We start from the raw sequence: 16,733 nt of genomic DNA, 5'->3' as shown, positions 1-16,733 counted from the left end.
CCGCGTCGAATTCTGTCCGCCACGCCCCGATACTCACAAGGAGCCCGTTATGGATGTCGACGAAGTCACCATGGACGCCGAAGAGCGGATGGAAAAGGCCGTGGCCAAGTTGAAGAACGACCTGACGGGCATTCGCACCGGTCGGGCGACGCCCGGCTTGGTCGACTCGCTGCGGATCGACGCCTATGGTTCGCCCACGCCGCTCAAGCAGATCGCGAGCGTCAGCGCGCCGGAGCCGCAGCAACTGGTGATCCGTCCGTTCGATCCCTCGGTAATGAAGGACATCGAAAAGGGCATCATCGCCAGCGACCTGGGCCTCGCTCCGCAGAACGACGGCAAGGTGATCCGCCTGAACATTCCCCCGCTCTCGGGCGACGTGCGGAAGAAGATGGTCTCGCGCACGAAGGAACTGGCCGAAGATGCAAAGATCGCCATCCGCAACGTCCGCCGCGACGCCAACAAGGCGCTCGACCAGGGCGCGAAAGACAAAGAAATCGGCGAAGACATTCGCGATTCGGTGAAGGAAGAAGTGCAGGAACTCACCAAGAAGTACGAAGGCGAAGTGGAAGCCGCCGCAAAGGCCAAGGAGTCGGAGGTGATGGAGGACTGATTTTTTAAAGGGGGGATTCGATGCTCAAGTGGATTCTGTGTATCGCAGGGGCAATCGCTTTGGTAGTGATTGGTTTCGCGGTTTATTGGGCGGTCCAGCCGTCCAAGGTTACTGCGGTAGCCAGGTTCTTTGTCTACGACAAGCGCCCAACGCTTTTTTCTCGCGCGGACGCCTACACCGACTCGGACTATCCGAACGAACTGCAGATCCGTCGCTATCACGCCACACTCGTCGAAAGGCTGACGGGTGGCCAGGTGATTCGTAGTGCCATAAATCACCCCGAAATGCAAAAGGTTGCGTTCCTAAGGGCCGTTGACGATCCGTACGAATGGTTGTGTGATCACTTGGAGGCCGAGTTCGAAAACGACTCAGATATTCTTGTGTTGCGTCTGGAGGGCAACGAGTCTGAAGCGGAGCAGTTGGAAACCGTGGTGCGACTCGTCTCTGATGCATTCACGGACCGACTGGAGGAAACAGAGAGAATCCACTTAAGCAAAGACATCGACAAGTTGGAATCCGAACGAGGTCGAGTACTCAAAGAAATCAGGGTCGAGTTGGCTGAACTTGAAAAGTACCGCACAAATAGTGGCGAAGGGAGTTCGGACTATGTGGAAACTGAAGTGCGCGAGCACCAGTTGCAGACCCAGTTTGAATTGCTCGACCAATTAAGCAAAGGAATCAAAGAGCGTGAGTTCGATTTGCAAGCCGAGCCGCGGGTCATGCTTGTTGAAGATGCCTACATAGAGTCTGAGGAGTAACGCTGGATACACGACGTTCGCCTAAGGGGGGGATCATGCGTTTCTTTCGATTTCGGATCATCAGCCTGCTGGTATTGATGGCTTTGGCGGCCGGGGTTTTGGCGTGGTTGGTGCAGCCCAAGATGGTGACTGCCAAGGCGAGCTTCTTGATTCCCAGTGGACGGACCTACATCGAGTCCCTGCTCGCGCCCGACGCCCCGCCGCTTACCGAACGCCAAATCACCACCAAACGCGAGACGGCCAGGGTGATGGTGATCAGCCCCATGGTGATTCGCGCGGCGCTGGGCAAGCTCAGCAACGCAAAGACGTTCTTGAAGAACGTCGACGATCCGGAGCAGTGGTTAATCGATCACCTAACTGCCGAGTTCGACAGCGACAGCGACATACTGGATGTCCGGCTGGAGGGCCGTCAAGAATTCGAAACGGATCTCATCGTGATCGTCGATTCGGTTTGCGACGCCTACTCGGAAGTATGCGTGAGATCGGACCGAATTGAGCGAATGAAGGTGCGAGATGCCTTGAGGGTTACCCGTGCCAGAGCCATGGATGGACTGCGGGAAAAGATGGCCGAACTGGAAGAGCTGAAACGCCGGGAGGGCGATTCGGTGGAGAAAGCGGTTGAGATGCAGCTGCGTCAGGGCGAGATCGAAGCGCTCATTGCGAGTTGTTACGACTTATCCAGGGCCGTCGAGCGGCAGGATCTGCAGATGGACCCGAGTATGAGCTATGACTCGATCCAGTTGGTCGAGCGTGCCTATATCGAAGATGAATGAATGTGCTAGCACTGGCGCAGAACTCCTCTTGCTGGTGCTTGGGTGGGCTGCTACTTTCCGCGCCCCCAGAAATCAACGTGCGCGCGAGTCGTCGAGCAAAGGACCGCTCGAATTGCGTCGCACAGCCTGCCGTTACTATTGGTTTACGGAGAAACCATCATGGCCCGCCGGAATGCAGAGAAAACCCCGACCTACCACAGCCCTCGCCGTTGGATGTGGATGATTGCCAGCGCCAGCGTGGTGCTGAGCATCGCCGTGATGTGCCGGCAGTTCATGGGCGCGAGCGAAGCGGAAGCCCAAACTACCGCGCAGGTCGATTCCAACGTCCAACCGACTTCGGCCACGGCGCGTCCGTACCAACCACCTAAGCACGATGTGATGGCCATCGTCAACGGCGAAGACATCAGCCGCCCCGACTTGGAGAAGGCTTGTGCCGAGCGATTCGGCGAGGACGTGCTCGAGGCAATGGTCAACAAGCGATTGATCATGCACCACTGCAAGAAGCGGGGCATTACGATCACCGAGCAGGACGTTGATGAGGAGCTCGACCGCATCGCCAAACGCTTCAAGCTCAGCCGCCAGCACTACCTGGAGTTGCTGCAGAACGAGCGTGGCGTGAAAGAGCAGGAATACAAACGCGACATCCTGTGGCCGACCATCGCCCTGCGTAAGCTGGCCGCGGCGGAACTGGTGGTGACCGATGAGGAGCTACGCAAGGAGTACGAAAGCCTGTATGGCGAGAGCGTGCGGGTGCGAATCATCGTGGTGCAGAACGGTCCCAAGGCCCAAAAGCTGCATCAACAACTGCTGGCCAATCCCAACGACTTCGCCGCCGTGGCGATGAGTGAGTCGATCGACGTGAACAGCGCCCCGATCGGCGGCTTGATTCAGCCCATCCGCCGGCACGTCGGCGACCCTGGCATCGAGCAGGCGGCGTTTTCGCTCTCGGCGGGTCAGATCTCGCAGATCATTCCCATCGGCGACCAGTTCGCGATCCTCAAGTGCGAAGGTCGGAATGAGGCACGCCCTGTAAGCTTTGCCTCGGTAAGGACCCAGCTGGAAGAAGGCATTCGCGATGGCAAGCTTCGCGATGCAGCCAGCGAGAAGTTCAAGGAATTCCAAGACGCCGCGACGGTGCAAAACGTATTCAATGACGCCGAACTTAGTCAGCGGATGCCAGGCGTTGTAGCGTTGGTGAACGGCGACAAGGTGACGCTCGACGAACTAAGCAAAGAGGCCTTCCTGCGTCACGGTCAGGAGGTGCTCAACCTGGAGATTGGGCATAAGCTGCTGGAGCAAGCTTTGAAGAGGGCCGGCAAGACGGTTACTCAACAGGACCTGAACGCCGAGGTCGCCCACGCGGCGAAGCTCGCTGGCGTGGTGGACGAGCAAGGCCAGCCCGACATTCAGAAGTGGATCAAACTAACCACCGAAGAGCAGAACGTCAGCTACAAGCTCTATATCCGCGACTCGGTCTGGCCTAGCGCGGCGCTGAAGAAGCTGACCGCCGGCCAGGTGAAGGTCACACAGGAAGACATGCAGAAGAGCTACGAAGCCAACTATGGCGTGCGGGTTCGTTGCCGTGCAATCGTGCTGGCCAACATGCGTCGCGCTCAGGAAGTGTGGGAGAAGGCTCGGGCCAACCCGTCGCTCGACTACTTCGGCGACCTGGCGACCGAGTACTCCATTGAGCCGACCAGCAAAGCGCTGCGTGGCGAGGTGCCGCCTATCCGCCTGCACGGCGGCCAGCCACAGCTCGAAAAGGTGGCATTCGAACTCACCGAGAACGATCCGCCTCGCATTGTGCAACTCGGCGACAAGTTCGTGGTTCTCAAGTTCGAAGAACGAACCCAACCGGAGAAGATCGAGCCCGAAGCGGTCCGCAAGATCCTGATGCAGGACATCATGGAGAAGAAGCTCCGCGTGGCGATGGGCACTCGGTATGACGAGATCTACCGCAACGCCCGCATCGACAACTACCTGGCGGGCACCACGCAAGCGCCGACTCCCAAGGGCACGCCGCAGCAGCAGCGTGCGGGTACCGCGCCGCGTCGCGACACGGCCGTGCAACCTGCCTCGGCGCAGCAACGCTAGGCTTCGCTGCAACTCGACAATCGAGCCGAGCCGCGACATTCCGGGCGGAGGTCGCGGCTCGTGCTATGTACCGGCGGAATCGAGCGCGTTTTCGGGCACCTTCGCGCATTTGGCTCTAGCGCGATACAATCGGCGCTACCAAGAGCGCCATCACTGCGGGCACCCGTTTGCCCGCCCTTCATACATTGCCCGAGACAACAAAGGAGCCCTCGATGTCCATTAGCCCCGCCGATATGCAATCGTGGTGCGAAACCGTGGTAGAAGGCCGTGCGGCCGCCCCTGACTTGACGCTGCAAGACTACCTGAAGGCCGTTCCGCGGATGGACACTCTGTCCGACGTGCCCAGCGGCACCGTGGTGCTGGTGCGCGGCGACGTGGACGCCAAGCCGGGCGATGCGATCGGCAAAGGCGACATCCGCTTGCGTTCGATGGTCGACACGCTGAAGTTCGGCCAGGAGCGGGGCTGGAAGCAGGTGATCTTCGGGCACATCGGCCGCGACCCCGAGAAGAGCCTCGACAAGGTGGCGAAGCGCATCGGCGAGCTGCTGGGTTGCGAAGTGCCGCTGGTGGGCGACTGGCTGGACGAAGAGACGCTCTCGATTAAGCCCGAGGCAACTCAGGCCATCGAGGCGATGGAGCCGGGCGGGGTGCTCGTGCTGGAGAACACTCGCAAGTACGGCATCGAGCGCGTGTTGTGGAAAGCCAAAAAGGATGATGTTCCCGGACTGGCGCCCAAGTTGGCGAAGTTCGCCAACGAGTGCGCCGAGAAGATCGGCAGCGTGTACGTGCACGAAGCATTCAGCGCCGGCTCGCTCGACGCTTCGAGCGTCGCCGTGCCCGCCGCGATGGATCGCGTGGCGCTCGGCAAGTACGCGGCCGGCGAGTTCGACGGCCCCATGCAGAAGTGCCTGCAAGCGACGCTGGCCGTGTTCAGCGGTATCAAGATCGACAAGCTGGACGACATGGAAGCGATGATCGCCCGCGGTTCGATCAAGCAGATTTTTGCCTCGGGCAGCCTGGCGATGGCCATTCGCAAGGCGATTGGCCAATTGGACGACGTACCAGTTTCGCTCGGTGCGGCGGAAGATCCGGCCAACAGCGGCGAACCGTGGTTCATTCCCGACGACCGCATCGCCCAAGCTCGGGAGATCGTCTCCGACGGACGCGGCAAGGGAATCACGTTCACCGTGCCGTGCGACTCGATCACGGAGAACGGAGAGGCCAAGGACACGTTGGCGCCCAACGACCAGGCGCTCGACATCGGGCCGAAGTCGATTGAACACTTCCACAATGCCGTGGGAGCTTTCATCGAGAAGCACGGCGCCGGTGCCGTGGCGTTCCACAACGGCGTGTTCGGCGTGTTCGAAGATCCCCGCTTCGAGACCGGCACCAAGGAGTGGATCCCCGAACTGCGGCGGATGAAGGAAGCAGGCGTCGAGGTGTACGTCGGCGGCGGCGAGGGCGGCAAGGCCCTCGAGAAGTACGGCCAGCCCGACTGGGTGACCCACACGTTCACCGCCGGCGGTACCGTGCTCAACGCTTTGGGCAGCGAGCCAGTGCCGTACCTGGTGGCGCTGCGGCTGGCGGCCAAGTAACCGCTTGGCATGCCACTTGCTCCTGAAGTGATGACGCGTTACATCCACCAAGGGGTCGAACATGCCAGCAGCCGACGGATCGCCAGAAGGCCTCGCCGAGGTCGTCGATCAGTTTGAAGAGAAGGCCAAAGACGAGGACGAAACGGTCACCGTGCGCGAGGCGCTCGATGCTTTCGAAGGCCGTACGTTTGGTCCTTTGTTGATCCTGCCCGCGCTGGTCGCCCTCGCACCACCTTTGGGCATGATTCCTGGTGTCCCGACGACCATGGGGGTGATTGTCATCCTGATCGCGGGACAGTATCTCGCTGGCCGCACCCACCCGTGGGTGCCCGCGTTCATCGGCGAGCGGAGCGTCAATCGCGACAAGGTGCTCAAGGCTGCCAGTAAGAGTCGACCATGGGCCAAGTGGGTCGATGGTTTTATCGGCAAGCGGTTGCAGGTACTGGTTGAAGGGCCAATGGAGCACGTGGTCGCAGGACTGTGCATTTTGTTGGCGCTCACTATGCCGGTGGCCGAACTGCTCCCAGGTCTGGCCGCCGTGCCGGCCGCCGCGATCTTGTTCCTGGGCCTGGCGATTACCGCGAGAGACGGGCTATTGGGATTGTTGGGAATTCTGATCTCGGTGGGCGGTCTCGGCTACTTGATCTACAAGCTGTTGGTTTGACGACTTGCGCGGAGTCCTCCGAAACCAAGTTACTTCGATGCCACTCCACTTTGCCAACGATAGCAGAGGCGATGCTGTCAAAACGATGGCGAAGCCAGCACCAAGCAATCCAAGAGTCAACCAATCGTCCGATATTCCCAGCATGCCACAGAGCATGAACAGAATCATAAATGTGATGGCTGGAAAGACGACTGAGTGATCTGGGTGGGTGGAAGGCCGTGATCCAAGGGCTGCCGCCACCAGCATGGCCAGGGCGATCCCTATTCCACAGCCAGCCGCAATCGTCTCCCGAGGCCATCGCGAGTAAGTGCCGGTTGCCAAGGCCATGAACACGGCAACCAAGAAGGTCAGGATTAGTAGTGAATTCAACGTAAATCGCATCGGCGACTCATAGTACCTGCTTCATGACGTCTTCCGCTTCATCGCAAAGTTGCTTGGCTTCGTGGGCGGTGGGGGCTTCGGCGAAGATGCGGACGATCGGCTCGGTGTTGCTGGCTCGCACCAGCAGCCAGCGGTCGTTCCAGTCGAGTCGCAAACCGTCCATCATGTCGGGCTTGGCTGCGTGGAAGTGGGCTTCGAGCTTGAACGTGGCCGTGGCCACCGCCTCGGCGGGCATGGCGACTTTGGATTTGTGGATCGCATAGTGAGGCAACTCGTCGACCATCTTGCTGATCGGTTGCTCCCGCTCGGCCATCGCGTCGAGCACCAGGGCCATGCCCACCATGCTGTCGCGAACACCAATGACCTTGGGATGGATGACGCCGCCGTTGCCTTCGCCGCCGATCACAGCTTCTTCGTGCAGCATCTTGTCGACCACGTTCGCCTCGCCGACGGCCGAGCGATGGTAAGCGACGCCGTACTTCTCTGCGAGGTCTTGCGTCATGCGGCTGGTCGAGCAATTGGTGACCACCGGACCCGGCGTGTGGCGCAGCACGTGATCGACGGCCAGGCCCAGGGTGTACTCCTCGCCCACGTACCGTCCGGCTTCGTCGATAATCGCCAGGCGATCCGCGTCGGGGTCCTGGCAGAAGCCGATAGCGACTTTCTCTTTGGCGACACGCTCGCAGATCTGCTGCAGGTTGCCGGCCGTTGGCTCGGGTGTGTGGATGAACGTGCCGGTCGGTTCGGCGCCGAGGTGAATCGTCTCGCAGCCGAGTTTCTGCAGCAAGTGACTGCCGGCGACACCACCAGCGCCGTGGTTGGAATCCAACAGCACCCGGAAGCGGTGGGAGCGAATGCGTTCTACATCGACCAGCGGCTCGATCAAATCCCAGTGGGCTCGGGCGCTGGTGGAGTTGGCCAGGTCTTCGGTTTCGCCGATCTGATCATAGGGAGCCCAGCGAATCTCGTTGGTTTCGAATCGGCGCCGCACGTGCTCGCCTTCATCGGCGGGGATCACGCGGCCGTCGGGGCCGAACAGCTTGATGCCGTTGTACTCGGCCGGGTTGTGGCTGGCCGAGATCTGCACGCCGCCCACGCAGTGGTAGTGACGCACCAGTATGCCGGTGGTCGGCGTGGCGCACGGGCCGGCGTCGATCACCATGTGCCCGGTGGCCACCAGGGCCGCACGGGCCGTCTCGATAAGCATCGGCCCGGTTGACCGGCCGTCGTACGACAGCATCACCGGGCCGCGGGGCAGGCCCGTGGCGAACGCTGCCAGGTAGCGGGCCGCCACGTCGGGCGTAAGCGTCTCGCCTACGATGCCACGGAGTCCGGAAACACTGATGATGAGCTGAGACATGCGACCGCTTGTTCGTTCGAGTTCGGACACCGAAGCAGAAGGAGGAGCGTTGCCGCGAACCGCTTGTGGGTGCCTATAATGGGGGAATGAGTGAAAAACGCTCCAGCCATCGACGTGATTTTCTCACGGGACGCTCCGCAGGCCAAGTGGCGGGCGACGCCCTGGTCCGCGCGGCGGGCCACATTGCCGAGTTTGCCGACGCCCTCTTGCCCGCGGAACTCTCGACCGAAGCCTCGCAGCCAGCTGCATACGTGGTGACGCTCAAGCGCCGGGCCATGGCCTGCGACTTCGAAGTCCGGCTGAACGCCAACCGCGCCAGCCAGTCGACCCAGTCGGCAACCGCCATGCGAGCGCTCGACCTGGTGGACGAGTTGGAAACGCAGATGACCGTTTACCGCGAGTCGAGCGAGGTCATCGACATCAACCACCAGGCGGCCAGCGACTGGGTGGAAGTGGAGCCACGTTTGTTCGAAGTGCTGCAGGTGGCGGATCGGCTGTTCCAGGAAACCGACGGGGCGCTGGATATCACCGGCGGACCGCTTTCCCGCGTGTGGGGATTCGATCGCCGGCAGGGTCGACTGCCAAGCGAGGAGGAGATCGAAGCGGCTCGCGCGCTGGTGGGTTGGCAGCACGTGAAGCTCGACACAGAGCGACACGCGATTCGGTTCGACAAGCCGGGCGTCGAGATCAACCTCAACAGCATTGGCAAAGGTTACGCGCTCGATCGCGCCGCCGAGTTGCTACTGGACGACCAGGTTGAGAACTTCTCGATGCATGGCGGGCGGAGTTCGTTGATCGCGCGCGGCCACCGAACCGGCGAACGTGGCTGGACTGTCCGCTTGCGCCATCCGCTGCGACCGCAGCAAGTGGTCGCCGAGTTTGTGCTGGTCGATCAGGCGCTCTCAACTTCGGGATCGGCGACCCAGTCGTTTGTGCTCGGCGGCCGGCGTTACGGCCACTTGATCGATCCTCGCACTGGTTGGCCCGCCGAAGCGATGCACTCGGCCACCGTGACCGCGCCCACCGCCGCGCTGGCCGACGCGCTTTCCACCGCCTTCTACGTGATGGGCGAGGAGCAAGTGGCCGCGTACTGCGAGGCCCACCCGGAAGTCCAAGCGGTATTGGTGCTGCCGGCCGAACGAGGCGAAGTCCGCCTGCGGACATTCAACCTGGGCGAAGAGTCGACCGCTAGATGATCGGCCCTTTCCCATCCGCGCGTCGCCATGACGAGAGCTGCGCGAGGTGGAACGCAAAGTGCGAAGTCAGACCGTGCGAGGTGAGGTCGCCCACGGTGCTGATGGGCGTATCGCTTAAGAGTTCGAATCCATGTGGTTGCGCGAGTCGCTCCGCTGGCGTGGCGGCCGCCAGCTCGCACACCTTGGGATAGGCGGTGTGAATTATCTCGACCAGCTCGTCCTTGGCGAACCGCCCGGCGTCGGCCACTTCGTCGCTGGAGCCAGGTCCGAAAATCGGCATCCACTCGGGGTGCTCGAGCGCCCCGCCCAAAAGCATCTGCCCCATCTCGCCGACGATGGCCAAGTGACCGAGAATCCACACTGGCGGATGCCCACCACCGGGGCCCCGCTCGGCGATGCGATCAGCCGGAATGTCGGCCACGATCTGATCGAAGTACCCCATCAAGAACTGGTTCAGGTGCGTTTCGTGCTCGAACATGCTTCCTCATTCGGTTGTTGTTACTCCAAATCCCACCACCACTCACCGGCGGCCAGTTCGGGCGGCGCCTGGTTGCGATGATAGTCCAGCTTTTCTGAAGGCGTTGTATGCTTGGCCAGCACGCCGTGGCTGTCGACCCACACGCCGCCGCTCACCGCGGCGAGAATCTTGGTTTTCTTTACCACGCGATGGTTCGCGATGGTATCGACCTCGCGCGGCGCGAAGTAATTGGGCAGCGGCAGATGCTCGTCGTTCAAAAACAGCACGGGTTGCCAGCCCGCTGTGGCATACAGGTCCTGGGCGTCGAGCATCGCCGCGACGATCGCCAGGTCGAACAGATTGCGAAGCTCGCCGTACACGGGATACTTCTGGGCCAGCTTGCCAAACTCGCTGGTGAACTGGTGAGCGAACTGCTGCGTCGCTTCGTCGGCCTTGCCCGTGTGAACGCGCTCGCCCCGCTTGGTGAGCATCTCGTTTTCGCTCAGCACTTCCACGCCCTGACCGACCAGCTCGTAGCCGGTGCCCTCGGAGTTGCGTGCGATGCCATTGTAATTGGCCGAGAACCACCAGCGCAGCACGCTCAGCGGTTGCTCGCCTTGCTTCTCGCGAACCACCGTGTCGAGGTAGCTATCCACGCCAGGCACACCGTCTTCCAGGCCGATGCCAACTCGCTTCATGTGATGATCGGCCTTCACCAGCACGTGGGCGGCGTGGGTGCCGGGATCGAGCCCGAACACTTCGATGTCCTGGCGGCCCATCGTCTTGCGGATCTCTTCCAGCCACTTCTCGCGTGCCCGTCGGCCCGGCGGCAGTGGCTTGGCGGCCGATTGCTGCAGGTAGTCTTGCGTCGCCGCCAAATTGTCCTGGCGCGGAGTGATCGAACACCCGAACGCTTTGTTGTCGGCCGATCGTTCGCGGCGCAGCAAGGTGAGCAAATCGTCGAGCCGCACCACGGGCGTGCCATCGTCGGTCGACACCAAGCGGTGCTCCGCGTCGAGTCGCCAGTCGCCCGCTGGGCCGGCGAGCACCACGTCGCCGATCTCGGGATAGATGAAGACGTACTCCACTCGCTTCAATCCGGCGAGCACCAGCATCGACTCGTCGAGTGGCTTCCCGTCGCGCAGGGCAAAGTAGATTGCCGCTTCCAGCCGCGGCAACGAGACGCACCGCAGCTTGGCCGACTCGCGGGGGTTGGCCGACTCGACCTTGTCCGGCACGTTGGGCACTTCGAGCGACGTGAGTTTCACCTCGCCTCGTTCCTCGTACTCGCGCAACAACCCGGCCGCATCGACCCACACGCCGCCCGGGAACGGACGAATTTCTGCCTCGGGCCCGCCGTTTTCGACCCACGAATCGGAGGCCACCGTGGAGATGATCAAGTCGATCAGCGAATCGAAGTCGGCATTGGCCGCTCCACCGGGGAAGCCATTGCCCTGGTTCTGCTGTCCTTGCCCAGCGCCGTTGAAGAGCCCGTTCTGCTGCCCTCCCAGTCGCCCGAAGAGTCCGCCAGCTCCGTTCGGGTCGTTGGGCCGGGGGATGAATGCGTTGGGTTGGGCGTTCGCTGCGGAAACCGAAAGCGCGGTAACGATCAACAGCGACAACACCTGGGCGGCAGCACGAATGCGAGACATAGCTCACTCCTTGGCTGGGTAAGACGACCTTTGGCAAGAGACCAGTTCGGCAGCCGGTTCGCCTGTAGTGTCCCCGATTATTCCACAAACGGCACCCCGCTGCTGCGCAGCGGCCGCATCTGGGGCGGAAAATCCCGAAAAATGAGGCATTGCTGGGGCGGTTTCCGCGTTGGGGTTGCCACGCAACGAGCCGGAGCGTAGCGTTCATAGGGACCTGCCCCTCCGTTTTTCCCAGTGTTAAGCTTGCCAAGCCATGAGAAACTACGTCGTCTGCCTGCCACTGGTTGCCCTGATCGGCTGCGAGGCCACGCTTCCCATCGCCGAAGTTCCCACCGCCGTTCCTCCCGTTGTCACCGAAGCTGCCATGCCTGAGTCGAATTCCTCCGCCAAGAAGCTGTTTGAGAAGATCGAGAAGACCGAGGAGGAGTGGAAGAAGCATCTCTCGGAACACGAGTACCACGTACTCCGTGAGAAAGGCACCGAGCGCGCCTACACCGGAGAGTACGACAAGCATTTCGAGCATGGGGCCTATGCTTGTGCCGGTTGTGGGTTGGTGTTGTTTGAGTCGGAGACCAAGTTCGACAGCCGCTGTGGCTGGCCTGCGTTCTATGCCGCCAAGGCGGGGGATCGAGTTGTAGAGACTGCCGACCACTCGTTTGGCATGGTTCGTGTCGAAGTCACTTGCGCTCGCTGTGGCGGCCACCTCGGTCACGTGTTCGACGATGCTCCCGGTCAGCCGACCGGCCAGCGATTCTGTATCAACAGCGTGTCGCTCGACTTCATACCCAAGGCGAAGCTCAAAGCCGAACAGCTTGAGGTCGACGCGCCGCCGAAGCCTGCAGAGCCGGCTCCGCCCAAGGGCGAAGAATAACCAACTTGGGCAAGGTTTTCGGGGCACCGTGCTTCTCGGGCGACAACTTCCCGCTCGCCCCCCATATCGGGGTTCAACGAACGATTCGCCATGTCGCGGCGTACTACCAAAGTGCCAGGTTGTATAAACTGCCTGCATAGCTAGTACCAACACTCAAGACATACGGATATTACGATGACCAAACGATACTTGCTGCCCGCCGTGTGGATGCTGGCCGGCGCAATGGCCACGCTCGCGTACCTGAACCGCAACGCGCTGGAAACCGAAGTCCAGGCGCAGGCCGTGGCCGCGGCGACCACCAAGCAAGCCGCGTTTCCTGCTCGATCCCAGGCCCCCGTCGACCTCACGCCCGAGGAACTGGCTAACGTTCGCGTGTACGAAGTCGCAAATCGCAGCGTGGTGAACATCGACACGCAGACCGAGCAGGTCGATCCCTTCTTCATGCGCCGTTTGCAGGGAGCCGGTTCCGGTTCGGGTTCGGTGATCGACAAGCGAGGGCACATCCTGACCAACGCCCACGTGATCGAGAACGCCCGGGCGATTGAGGTCACGCTTGCCAGCGGGCAATCCTACCCGGCGGACCTGGTGGGGCAGGATCGCGAGCATGACGTCGCGGTACTCAAGATCAACGCTCCGGCCGATGAGTTGCATCCGCTGGAACTCGGTCGCAGCGACGGGCTGCGCGTCGGACAGCAAGTCTACGCCTTGGGCAATCCCTTCGGGCTCGAAGGCTCGCTCACCAAGGGCATCATCTCCAGCTTGAATCGCTCGATCGAAGGTCGCACCGGGCGGGAGATGAAGTCGCTGGTGCAAACCGACGCGGCCATGAACCCCGGGAACTCCGGCGGACCGCTGCTCGACACCCACGCCCGGATGGTCGGCATGAACGTAGCCATCGCCAGCCGCACCGGACAGAACACCGGCGTCGGCTTCGCCATTCCCGTAAACCGCATCGCCACGATCGTGCCCGAGCTGATCGAGCACGGCCGCATCGTCCGCCCCGATCACGGCATCATCGGTCTCCGCGAGTACACCGACGGCGGCGTGAAGATCGAAGCCATCCGCCCCGGCGGTCCCGCCGACAAGGCAGGCCTGAAAGCCATCGTGCAGATCGAGACCTTCCGCCAAGGCAACGCCGTGTACCGCTCGCGAACCTCCGACGCCGCGCGCGGCGACTGGCTGGTGGCCGTCGACGGAAAGAAGGTCGAAACCGCCAGCGACTTCCTGGCCATCATGGACGGCTACAACCCAGGCCAATCCGTCACGCTTACCATCGTCCGCGATGGCACCGAGCAGAACGTGAAAATGACGCTGGGTGAAGGCTGAGCTTCCAGTCACCGGTTTCCTCCATCCGCGGGCCGGGTCGTCCCCGGCCCCGGATGGATCAATTGGCACCACCTGCAGACTTGTTCTTAGCTTTCTCGCGGCGCTCGAGTTCCCGCCGCTGGTAGAGAAACTTTGCCAGATAGCCACCGAGCAGCGCAACGACGATGGCCTCGAGTCCGTCGATTATGTTGTAGAAGTTCGCCGACTGCTCGTGGTAGCGATCTAAGGCGATGGTGTTCGTGGGAGCTGGACCGAACAAGAACTCGTGGATCACAAACCCGGCTCGGCTGATGGCGGAGAATTTGAGCCACTTGGCTCCCCAGCCAAACACAGCGTAGCCAATCCAAAACGCCCGCTGAGCTCGCTGGCGGTAGATCATCGCGACCACCGCGCCCAGCAGGCTCAAGTTATACACCGACGCTGCAACCACGCGGGCAAACTCTGTACGACTGCCTAGCAGCGCACACGCGACCGCAATCGCTAGAACGACCAACAGCAGCGTGCGGAGGGAGAATTTCATCCTGGGATTGTAATACAACCAGGTCGATTGCGGAGCGATGCGTCTTTTTTCGGAAGTGGATGTTGGCAAATAGAGGGGACACACCGCATCCCATTCGTGCTACAATCCAACCCGGGCGTGTAGCGTGGGAGGGTGGCAGAGTCTCTACAGCAAAGCCATGCACCCGCGCGAAGACCCTTGTAACAGGCGTTGCATTGACTTGTCTTATCTAGGGGAGTACTGGTGGACGATCATATCGATGCGTCGAATCCGTTTGCAGCTTCGGTGTCTCCGGTTGGCAATCACTTTGAGGATCGGCAATCATCCGCGCTGCCTGGCTATGTGAAAGCTTGGGCCATCGTTGCGCTCGTCTTCTCGAGTCTGCGGGTGATTATGACAGCGCTCTCCGCCTTTGGAGCCTTGGTCGTCAAACCAGATAACCCGCTCTACCCCACCGTGGCATTCGAGGTGGCTTCCAACGCTGGATTTGCAATCTTTGGACTGATAGGTAACATCCTACTGCTGATGAAGAAGCCGATCTCGCTCATCTTCTGCAAGTTGATGGTCGTCATGGTGGTTCTCAACATCGGCGTTGGTATTTGGCAAGGCCTGATCCTGGTATCTCAAATCGTGGATCCGGCTCAGCAGATGGGCGGTTACGGCGGATTGGCTTTCACAGCCCTCATACGCGCCGTGTTGATCGGGTTCTATATCGCGGCGATCGTGAAAGCGCACGCCTACTTTGCGGAACGCGATTAGTCAGGCAACCGTTCTCGGGTGACTACCTTCGCGGTCCCTACAACTGGTCGGCGATGCCCTGGTAGATGCTCACCAGGTCGCCTCCGTCCAGGCCCAAGGCGGCTGTGTACTCGGCCAGGGCCGTGAAGAAGTCGCGCTTCGCGGCCACCAGGTCGGCGGCCGCCTCGGCGCGTTGTTGTTCGCGCAGGTTGAGTTGGAACAGCGTGCTTTGGCCTTCCTCGTACAGCCGATTCTCCGCCTCTTGCATGCGCTGGGCGAGTTCGACACTCTCCCGGTTCTGCTCGACTCGCTCTGCGGCAGCGATCACGGCGGCGCGGGCGACCTGCACTTCGACCACGATCTTGTCTTCCGCAAACTGAGTCTTGGCGCGAAGCTGCGCCTGCTTGCCGCGGACTTGCCGCACCTTGCCAAGGGCTTTGCGACGTTCGAGCGGAACGGACAAGGTGGCGATGGCGTTCAGTTCCAGCTCCGACTTGTCGTCGTCCTTGGTGGGAGCGCCGACGTCTTGCGCGACGAAGATGCCCGCGTCGACATCCGCGCGGGTTTCGTTCACTGCCTGGCGAGAGTCGACCGCGAGTTGGCGGCGGACGATCTCCAACTCGGCCAACTCTGGGCGGTTCGATATGGCCAACTCCAAGTCTTGCCCCAAGGTGGCTTCCTCCGGAACGCGGATCTCGGGGAAGCTGCTCTCCAAGCGATCGTCTACCAGCAGCGGCATGCCGGAATCGTCGCGGAAGTAGAGCGACAGTTTTGCGGCAGCCTGGGTGAGCTTCTGTTTGGCGGCCGTTAACTTGGCCTCCCGCGACACGATGATCCGGCGATTGTCGACGATGTCGATCTCTGCCTTTTCGCCCAATTCGACTTGCCGCTTGAGGTAGGTCGCGCGGTCGACGCCGAGTTTTAGCAAGCCTTCGGCGATCTTCAGATTTTCTCCTGCAGCGACCCACATCCAGTAGGCCTGGAGGCCATCGCGGACCGACAGGATGAGTTGCGAGCGAATGAACGGTTCCACGCGGTTCTGTTCGAGCTGCGCCCGCCACAGCGCGGCGCGGTTCGCGTCGATGGCCCAATCGCGGCCGATCGGCGCGAACAACGAGAGTTGAAACTCGCCTCCGTCGTTGGTTTCGCGTTCCTTGTACCACGGTTCGAACGATCCGCGCCCAATCTTGTAGCCAGCGCCGACCTGACCGCCCCACATCGTGTCGCGCTTGATGGTGTACTTGTGCCAGTTGTTTTCGTAGTAGTCCAGCGGCTGAGCATTGCTGTAGCCGTCGAGCTTGCGATCGAACGCCCCCCAGGCCGAGAGCTGCTCGCCCGACGCGATGATCCGGCTTGCTTCGGCTTGTCGCACGGCGGGGAAGTGGTTGCGGACCGAGGTGATGATCGCCAGCACCGAGGGGTCGCTGTTGGCTTGCGGCTCCGGTGGCGGTGTCTCGATGATCTCGGTGGACAACTCTCGCGGCTGCTGCAGTTTGGGACCAGCTTTCTCGCCAGCAGACGCCGCGGCCGGTTCGTCCTCGTAGGACGCCTGCGTCACTTCTGCTTCTTCCGTCTCTTCCACCGGTGGATTGCTAGCAGCGTGAATCGGCGCAGGGTTGCAGGCAAACTGCTGGCGCGGACTTCGACACCCGCCGGCTGCGACGCCGAGTGCTATCATCAGCAGAAGTTGCTTTGCCACGCGACTCAACGTGTTTACCCCCAAACCGCGCGCAGAACGCGGTGTTCTCCCCCAGGACGC

The 16,733-nt window shown here is 61.5% G+C and carries 15 protein-coding genes; 10 read left to right on the top strand and 5 right to left on the bottom strand.

All coding sequences use genetic code 11. From position 1 onward, the window contains the following. The first annotated feature begins 49 nt into the window (after positions 1–49). The 6 genes from frr to ACQK2L_RS30555 all read left to right on the top strand — a co-directional run bounded on the left by frr (position 50) and on the right by ACQK2L_RS30555 (position 6,494). On the top strand, positions 50–610 hold the full coding sequence (gene frr / locus ACQK2L_RS30580) for a ribosome recycling factor (RefSeq protein WP_425400850.1): 561 nt from the start codon (positions 50–52) through the stop codon (positions 608–610). A gap of 20 nt (positions 611–630) precedes the next feature. After that, positions 631–1,368, top strand: coding sequence for a hypothetical protein (locus ACQK2L_RS30575; RefSeq protein ID WP_425400849.1), 738 nt, complete (start codon positions 631–633; stop codon positions 1,366–1,368). 35 nt (positions 1,369–1,403) lie between these two features. Beyond that, positions 1,404–2,141 carry a hypothetical protein gene (locus ACQK2L_RS30570; RefSeq protein WP_425400848.1) on the top strand — a complete coding sequence of 246 codons (738 nt, stop codon included), beginning with the start codon at positions 1,404–1,406 and terminating at the stop codon, positions 2,139–2,141. Between the two features lie 159 nt (positions 2,142–2,300). Next, entirely contained in the window at positions 2,301–4,235 is a 1,935-nt protein-coding gene (locus tag ACQK2L_RS30565; protein ID WP_425400847.1) for a peptidylprolyl isomerase, read from the top strand. A gap of 212 nt (positions 4,236–4,447) precedes the next feature. After that, positions 4,448–5,830 (top strand): phosphoglycerate kinase, encoded by a 1,383-nt coding sequence (gene pgk / locus ACQK2L_RS30560; protein WP_425400846.1) that lies wholly within the window; start codon positions 4,448–4,450, stop codon positions 5,828–5,830. Positions 5,831–5,891: 61 nt separating this feature from the next. Beyond that, positions 5,892–6,494, top strand: coding sequence for an exopolysaccharide biosynthesis protein (locus tag ACQK2L_RS30555; protein ID WP_425400845.1), 603 nt, complete (start codon positions 5,892–5,894; stop codon positions 6,492–6,494). 388 nt (positions 6,495–6,882) lie between these two features. Here the strand turns inward: ACQK2L_RS30555 and glmM are convergent, their stop codons facing one another. After that, the gene (gene glmM, locus ACQK2L_RS30550; RefSeq protein WP_425400844.1) at positions 6,883–8,235 is read right to left on the bottom strand and encodes a phosphoglucosamine mutase; all 1,353 of its coding nucleotides are present in this window, start codon (positions 8,233–8,235) and stop codon (positions 6,883–6,885) included. 86 nt (positions 8,236–8,321) lie between these two features. Between glmM and ACQK2L_RS30545 the strand changes: the two genes are divergently transcribed. Beyond that, positions 8,322–9,431, top strand: coding sequence for an FAD:protein FMN transferase (locus tag ACQK2L_RS30545; RefSeq protein ID WP_425400843.1), 1,110 nt, complete (start codon positions 8,322–8,324; stop codon positions 9,429–9,431). Here the strand turns inward: ACQK2L_RS30545 and ACQK2L_RS30540 are convergent. Continuing rightward, positions 9,424–9,909 carry a DinB family protein gene (locus ACQK2L_RS30540; RefSeq protein WP_425400842.1) on the bottom strand — a complete coding sequence of 162 codons (486 nt, stop codon included), beginning with the start codon at positions 9,907–9,909 and terminating at the stop codon, positions 9,424–9,426. The genes ACQK2L_RS30545 and ACQK2L_RS30540 overlap by 8 nt on opposite strands. A gap of 20 nt (positions 9,910–9,929) precedes the next feature. After that, positions 9,930–11,540 (bottom strand): DUF1598 domain-containing protein, encoded by a 1,611-nt coding sequence (locus ACQK2L_RS30535; RefSeq protein WP_425400841.1) that lies wholly within the window; start codon positions 11,538–11,540, stop codon positions 9,930–9,932. Between the two features lie 253 nt (positions 11,541–11,793). Here ACQK2L_RS30535 and msrB point away from each other — a divergent pair, with 253 nt between their 5' ends. Further along, positions 11,794–12,411, top strand: coding sequence for a peptide-methionine (R)-S-oxide reductase MsrB (msrB, locus tag ACQK2L_RS30530; protein WP_425400840.1), 618 nt, complete (start codon positions 11,794–11,796; stop codon positions 12,409–12,411). A gap of 174 nt (positions 12,412–12,585) precedes the next feature. Beyond that, positions 12,586–13,737 carry a S1C family serine protease gene (locus tag ACQK2L_RS30525; protein ID WP_425400839.1) on the top strand — a complete coding sequence of 384 codons (1,152 nt, stop codon included), beginning with the start codon at positions 12,586–12,588 and terminating at the stop codon, positions 13,735–13,737. 58 nt (positions 13,738–13,795) lie between these two features. Here ACQK2L_RS30525 and ACQK2L_RS30520 read toward each other — a convergent pair whose 3' ends face one another. Next, positions 13,796–14,257 carry a hypothetical protein gene (locus ACQK2L_RS30520; RefSeq protein ID WP_425400838.1) on the bottom strand — a complete coding sequence of 154 codons (462 nt, stop codon included), beginning with the start codon at positions 14,255–14,257 and terminating at the stop codon, positions 13,796–13,798. Positions 14,258–14,479: 222 nt separating this feature from the next. On the opposite strand from ACQK2L_RS30520, the gene ACQK2L_RS30515 reads away from it, so the two are divergent. Further along, positions 14,480–14,995 (top strand): hypothetical protein, encoded by a 516-nt coding sequence (locus ACQK2L_RS30515; protein WP_425400837.1) that lies wholly within the window; start codon positions 14,480–14,482, stop codon positions 14,993–14,995. 37 nt (positions 14,996–15,032) lie between these two features. Here the strand turns inward: ACQK2L_RS30515 and ACQK2L_RS30510 are convergent, their stop codons facing one another. Then, positions 15,033–16,673, bottom strand: a complete 1,641-nt coding sequence (locus ACQK2L_RS30510; protein WP_425400836.1) for a TolC family protein — start codon at positions 16,671–16,673, stop codon at positions 15,033–15,035. Positions 16,674–16,733: the final 60 nt, after the last annotated feature.

Source organism: Aeoliella sp. (assembly GCF_965227375.1).
Classification (GTDB): domain Bacteria; phylum Planctomycetota; class Planctomycetia; order Pirellulales; family Lacipirellulaceae; genus Aeoliella.
This window is presented reverse-complemented; position numbering and strand designations above follow the sequence as displayed.

Excerpts from the sequence above, each read along its gene's own strand:
- frr (WP_425400850.1), top strand. The coding sequence starts at position 50 with ATGGATGTCGACGAAGTCACCATGGACGCCGAAGAGCGGATGGAAAAG.
- ACQK2L_RS30575 (WP_425400849.1), top strand. The coding sequence starts at position 631 with ATGCTCAAGTGGATTCTGTGTATCGCAGGGGCAATCGCTTTGGTAGTG.
- ACQK2L_RS30570 (WP_425400848.1), top strand. The coding sequence starts at position 1,404 with ATGCGTTTCTTTCGATTTCGGATCATCAGCCTGCTGGTATTGATGGCT.
- ACQK2L_RS30565 (WP_425400847.1), top strand. The coding sequence starts at position 2,301 with ATGGCCCGCCGGAATGCAGAGAAAACCCCGACCTACCACAGCCCTCGC.
- pgk (WP_425400846.1), top strand. The coding sequence starts at position 4,448 with ATGTCCATTAGCCCCGCCGATATGCAATCGTGGTGCGAAACCGTGGTA.
- ACQK2L_RS30555 (WP_425400845.1), top strand. The coding sequence starts at position 5,892 with ATGCCAGCAGCCGACGGATCGCCAGAAGGCCTCGCCGAGGTCGTCGAT.
- glmM (WP_425400844.1), bottom strand. The coding sequence starts at position 8,235 with ATGTCTCAGCTCATCATCAGTGTTTCCGGACTCCGTGGCATCGTAGGC.
- ACQK2L_RS30545 (WP_425400843.1), top strand. The coding sequence starts at position 8,322 with ATGAGTGAAAAACGCTCCAGCCATCGACGTGATTTTCTCACGGGACGC.
- ACQK2L_RS30540 (WP_425400842.1), bottom strand. The coding sequence starts at position 9,909 with ATGTTCGAGCACGAAACGCACCTGAACCAGTTCTTGATGGGGTACTTC.
- ACQK2L_RS30535 (WP_425400841.1), bottom strand. The coding sequence starts at position 11,540 with ATGTCTCGCATTCGTGCTGCCGCCCAGGTGTTGTCGCTGTTGATCGTT.
- msrB (WP_425400840.1), top strand. The coding sequence starts at position 11,794 with ATGAGAAACTACGTCGTCTGCCTGCCACTGGTTGCCCTGATCGGCTGC.
- ACQK2L_RS30525 (WP_425400839.1), top strand. The coding sequence starts at position 12,586 with ATGACCAAACGATACTTGCTGCCCGCCGTGTGGATGCTGGCCGGCGCA.
- ACQK2L_RS30520 (WP_425400838.1), bottom strand. The coding sequence starts at position 14,257 with ATGAAATTCTCCCTCCGCACGCTGCTGTTGGTCGTTCTAGCGATTGCG.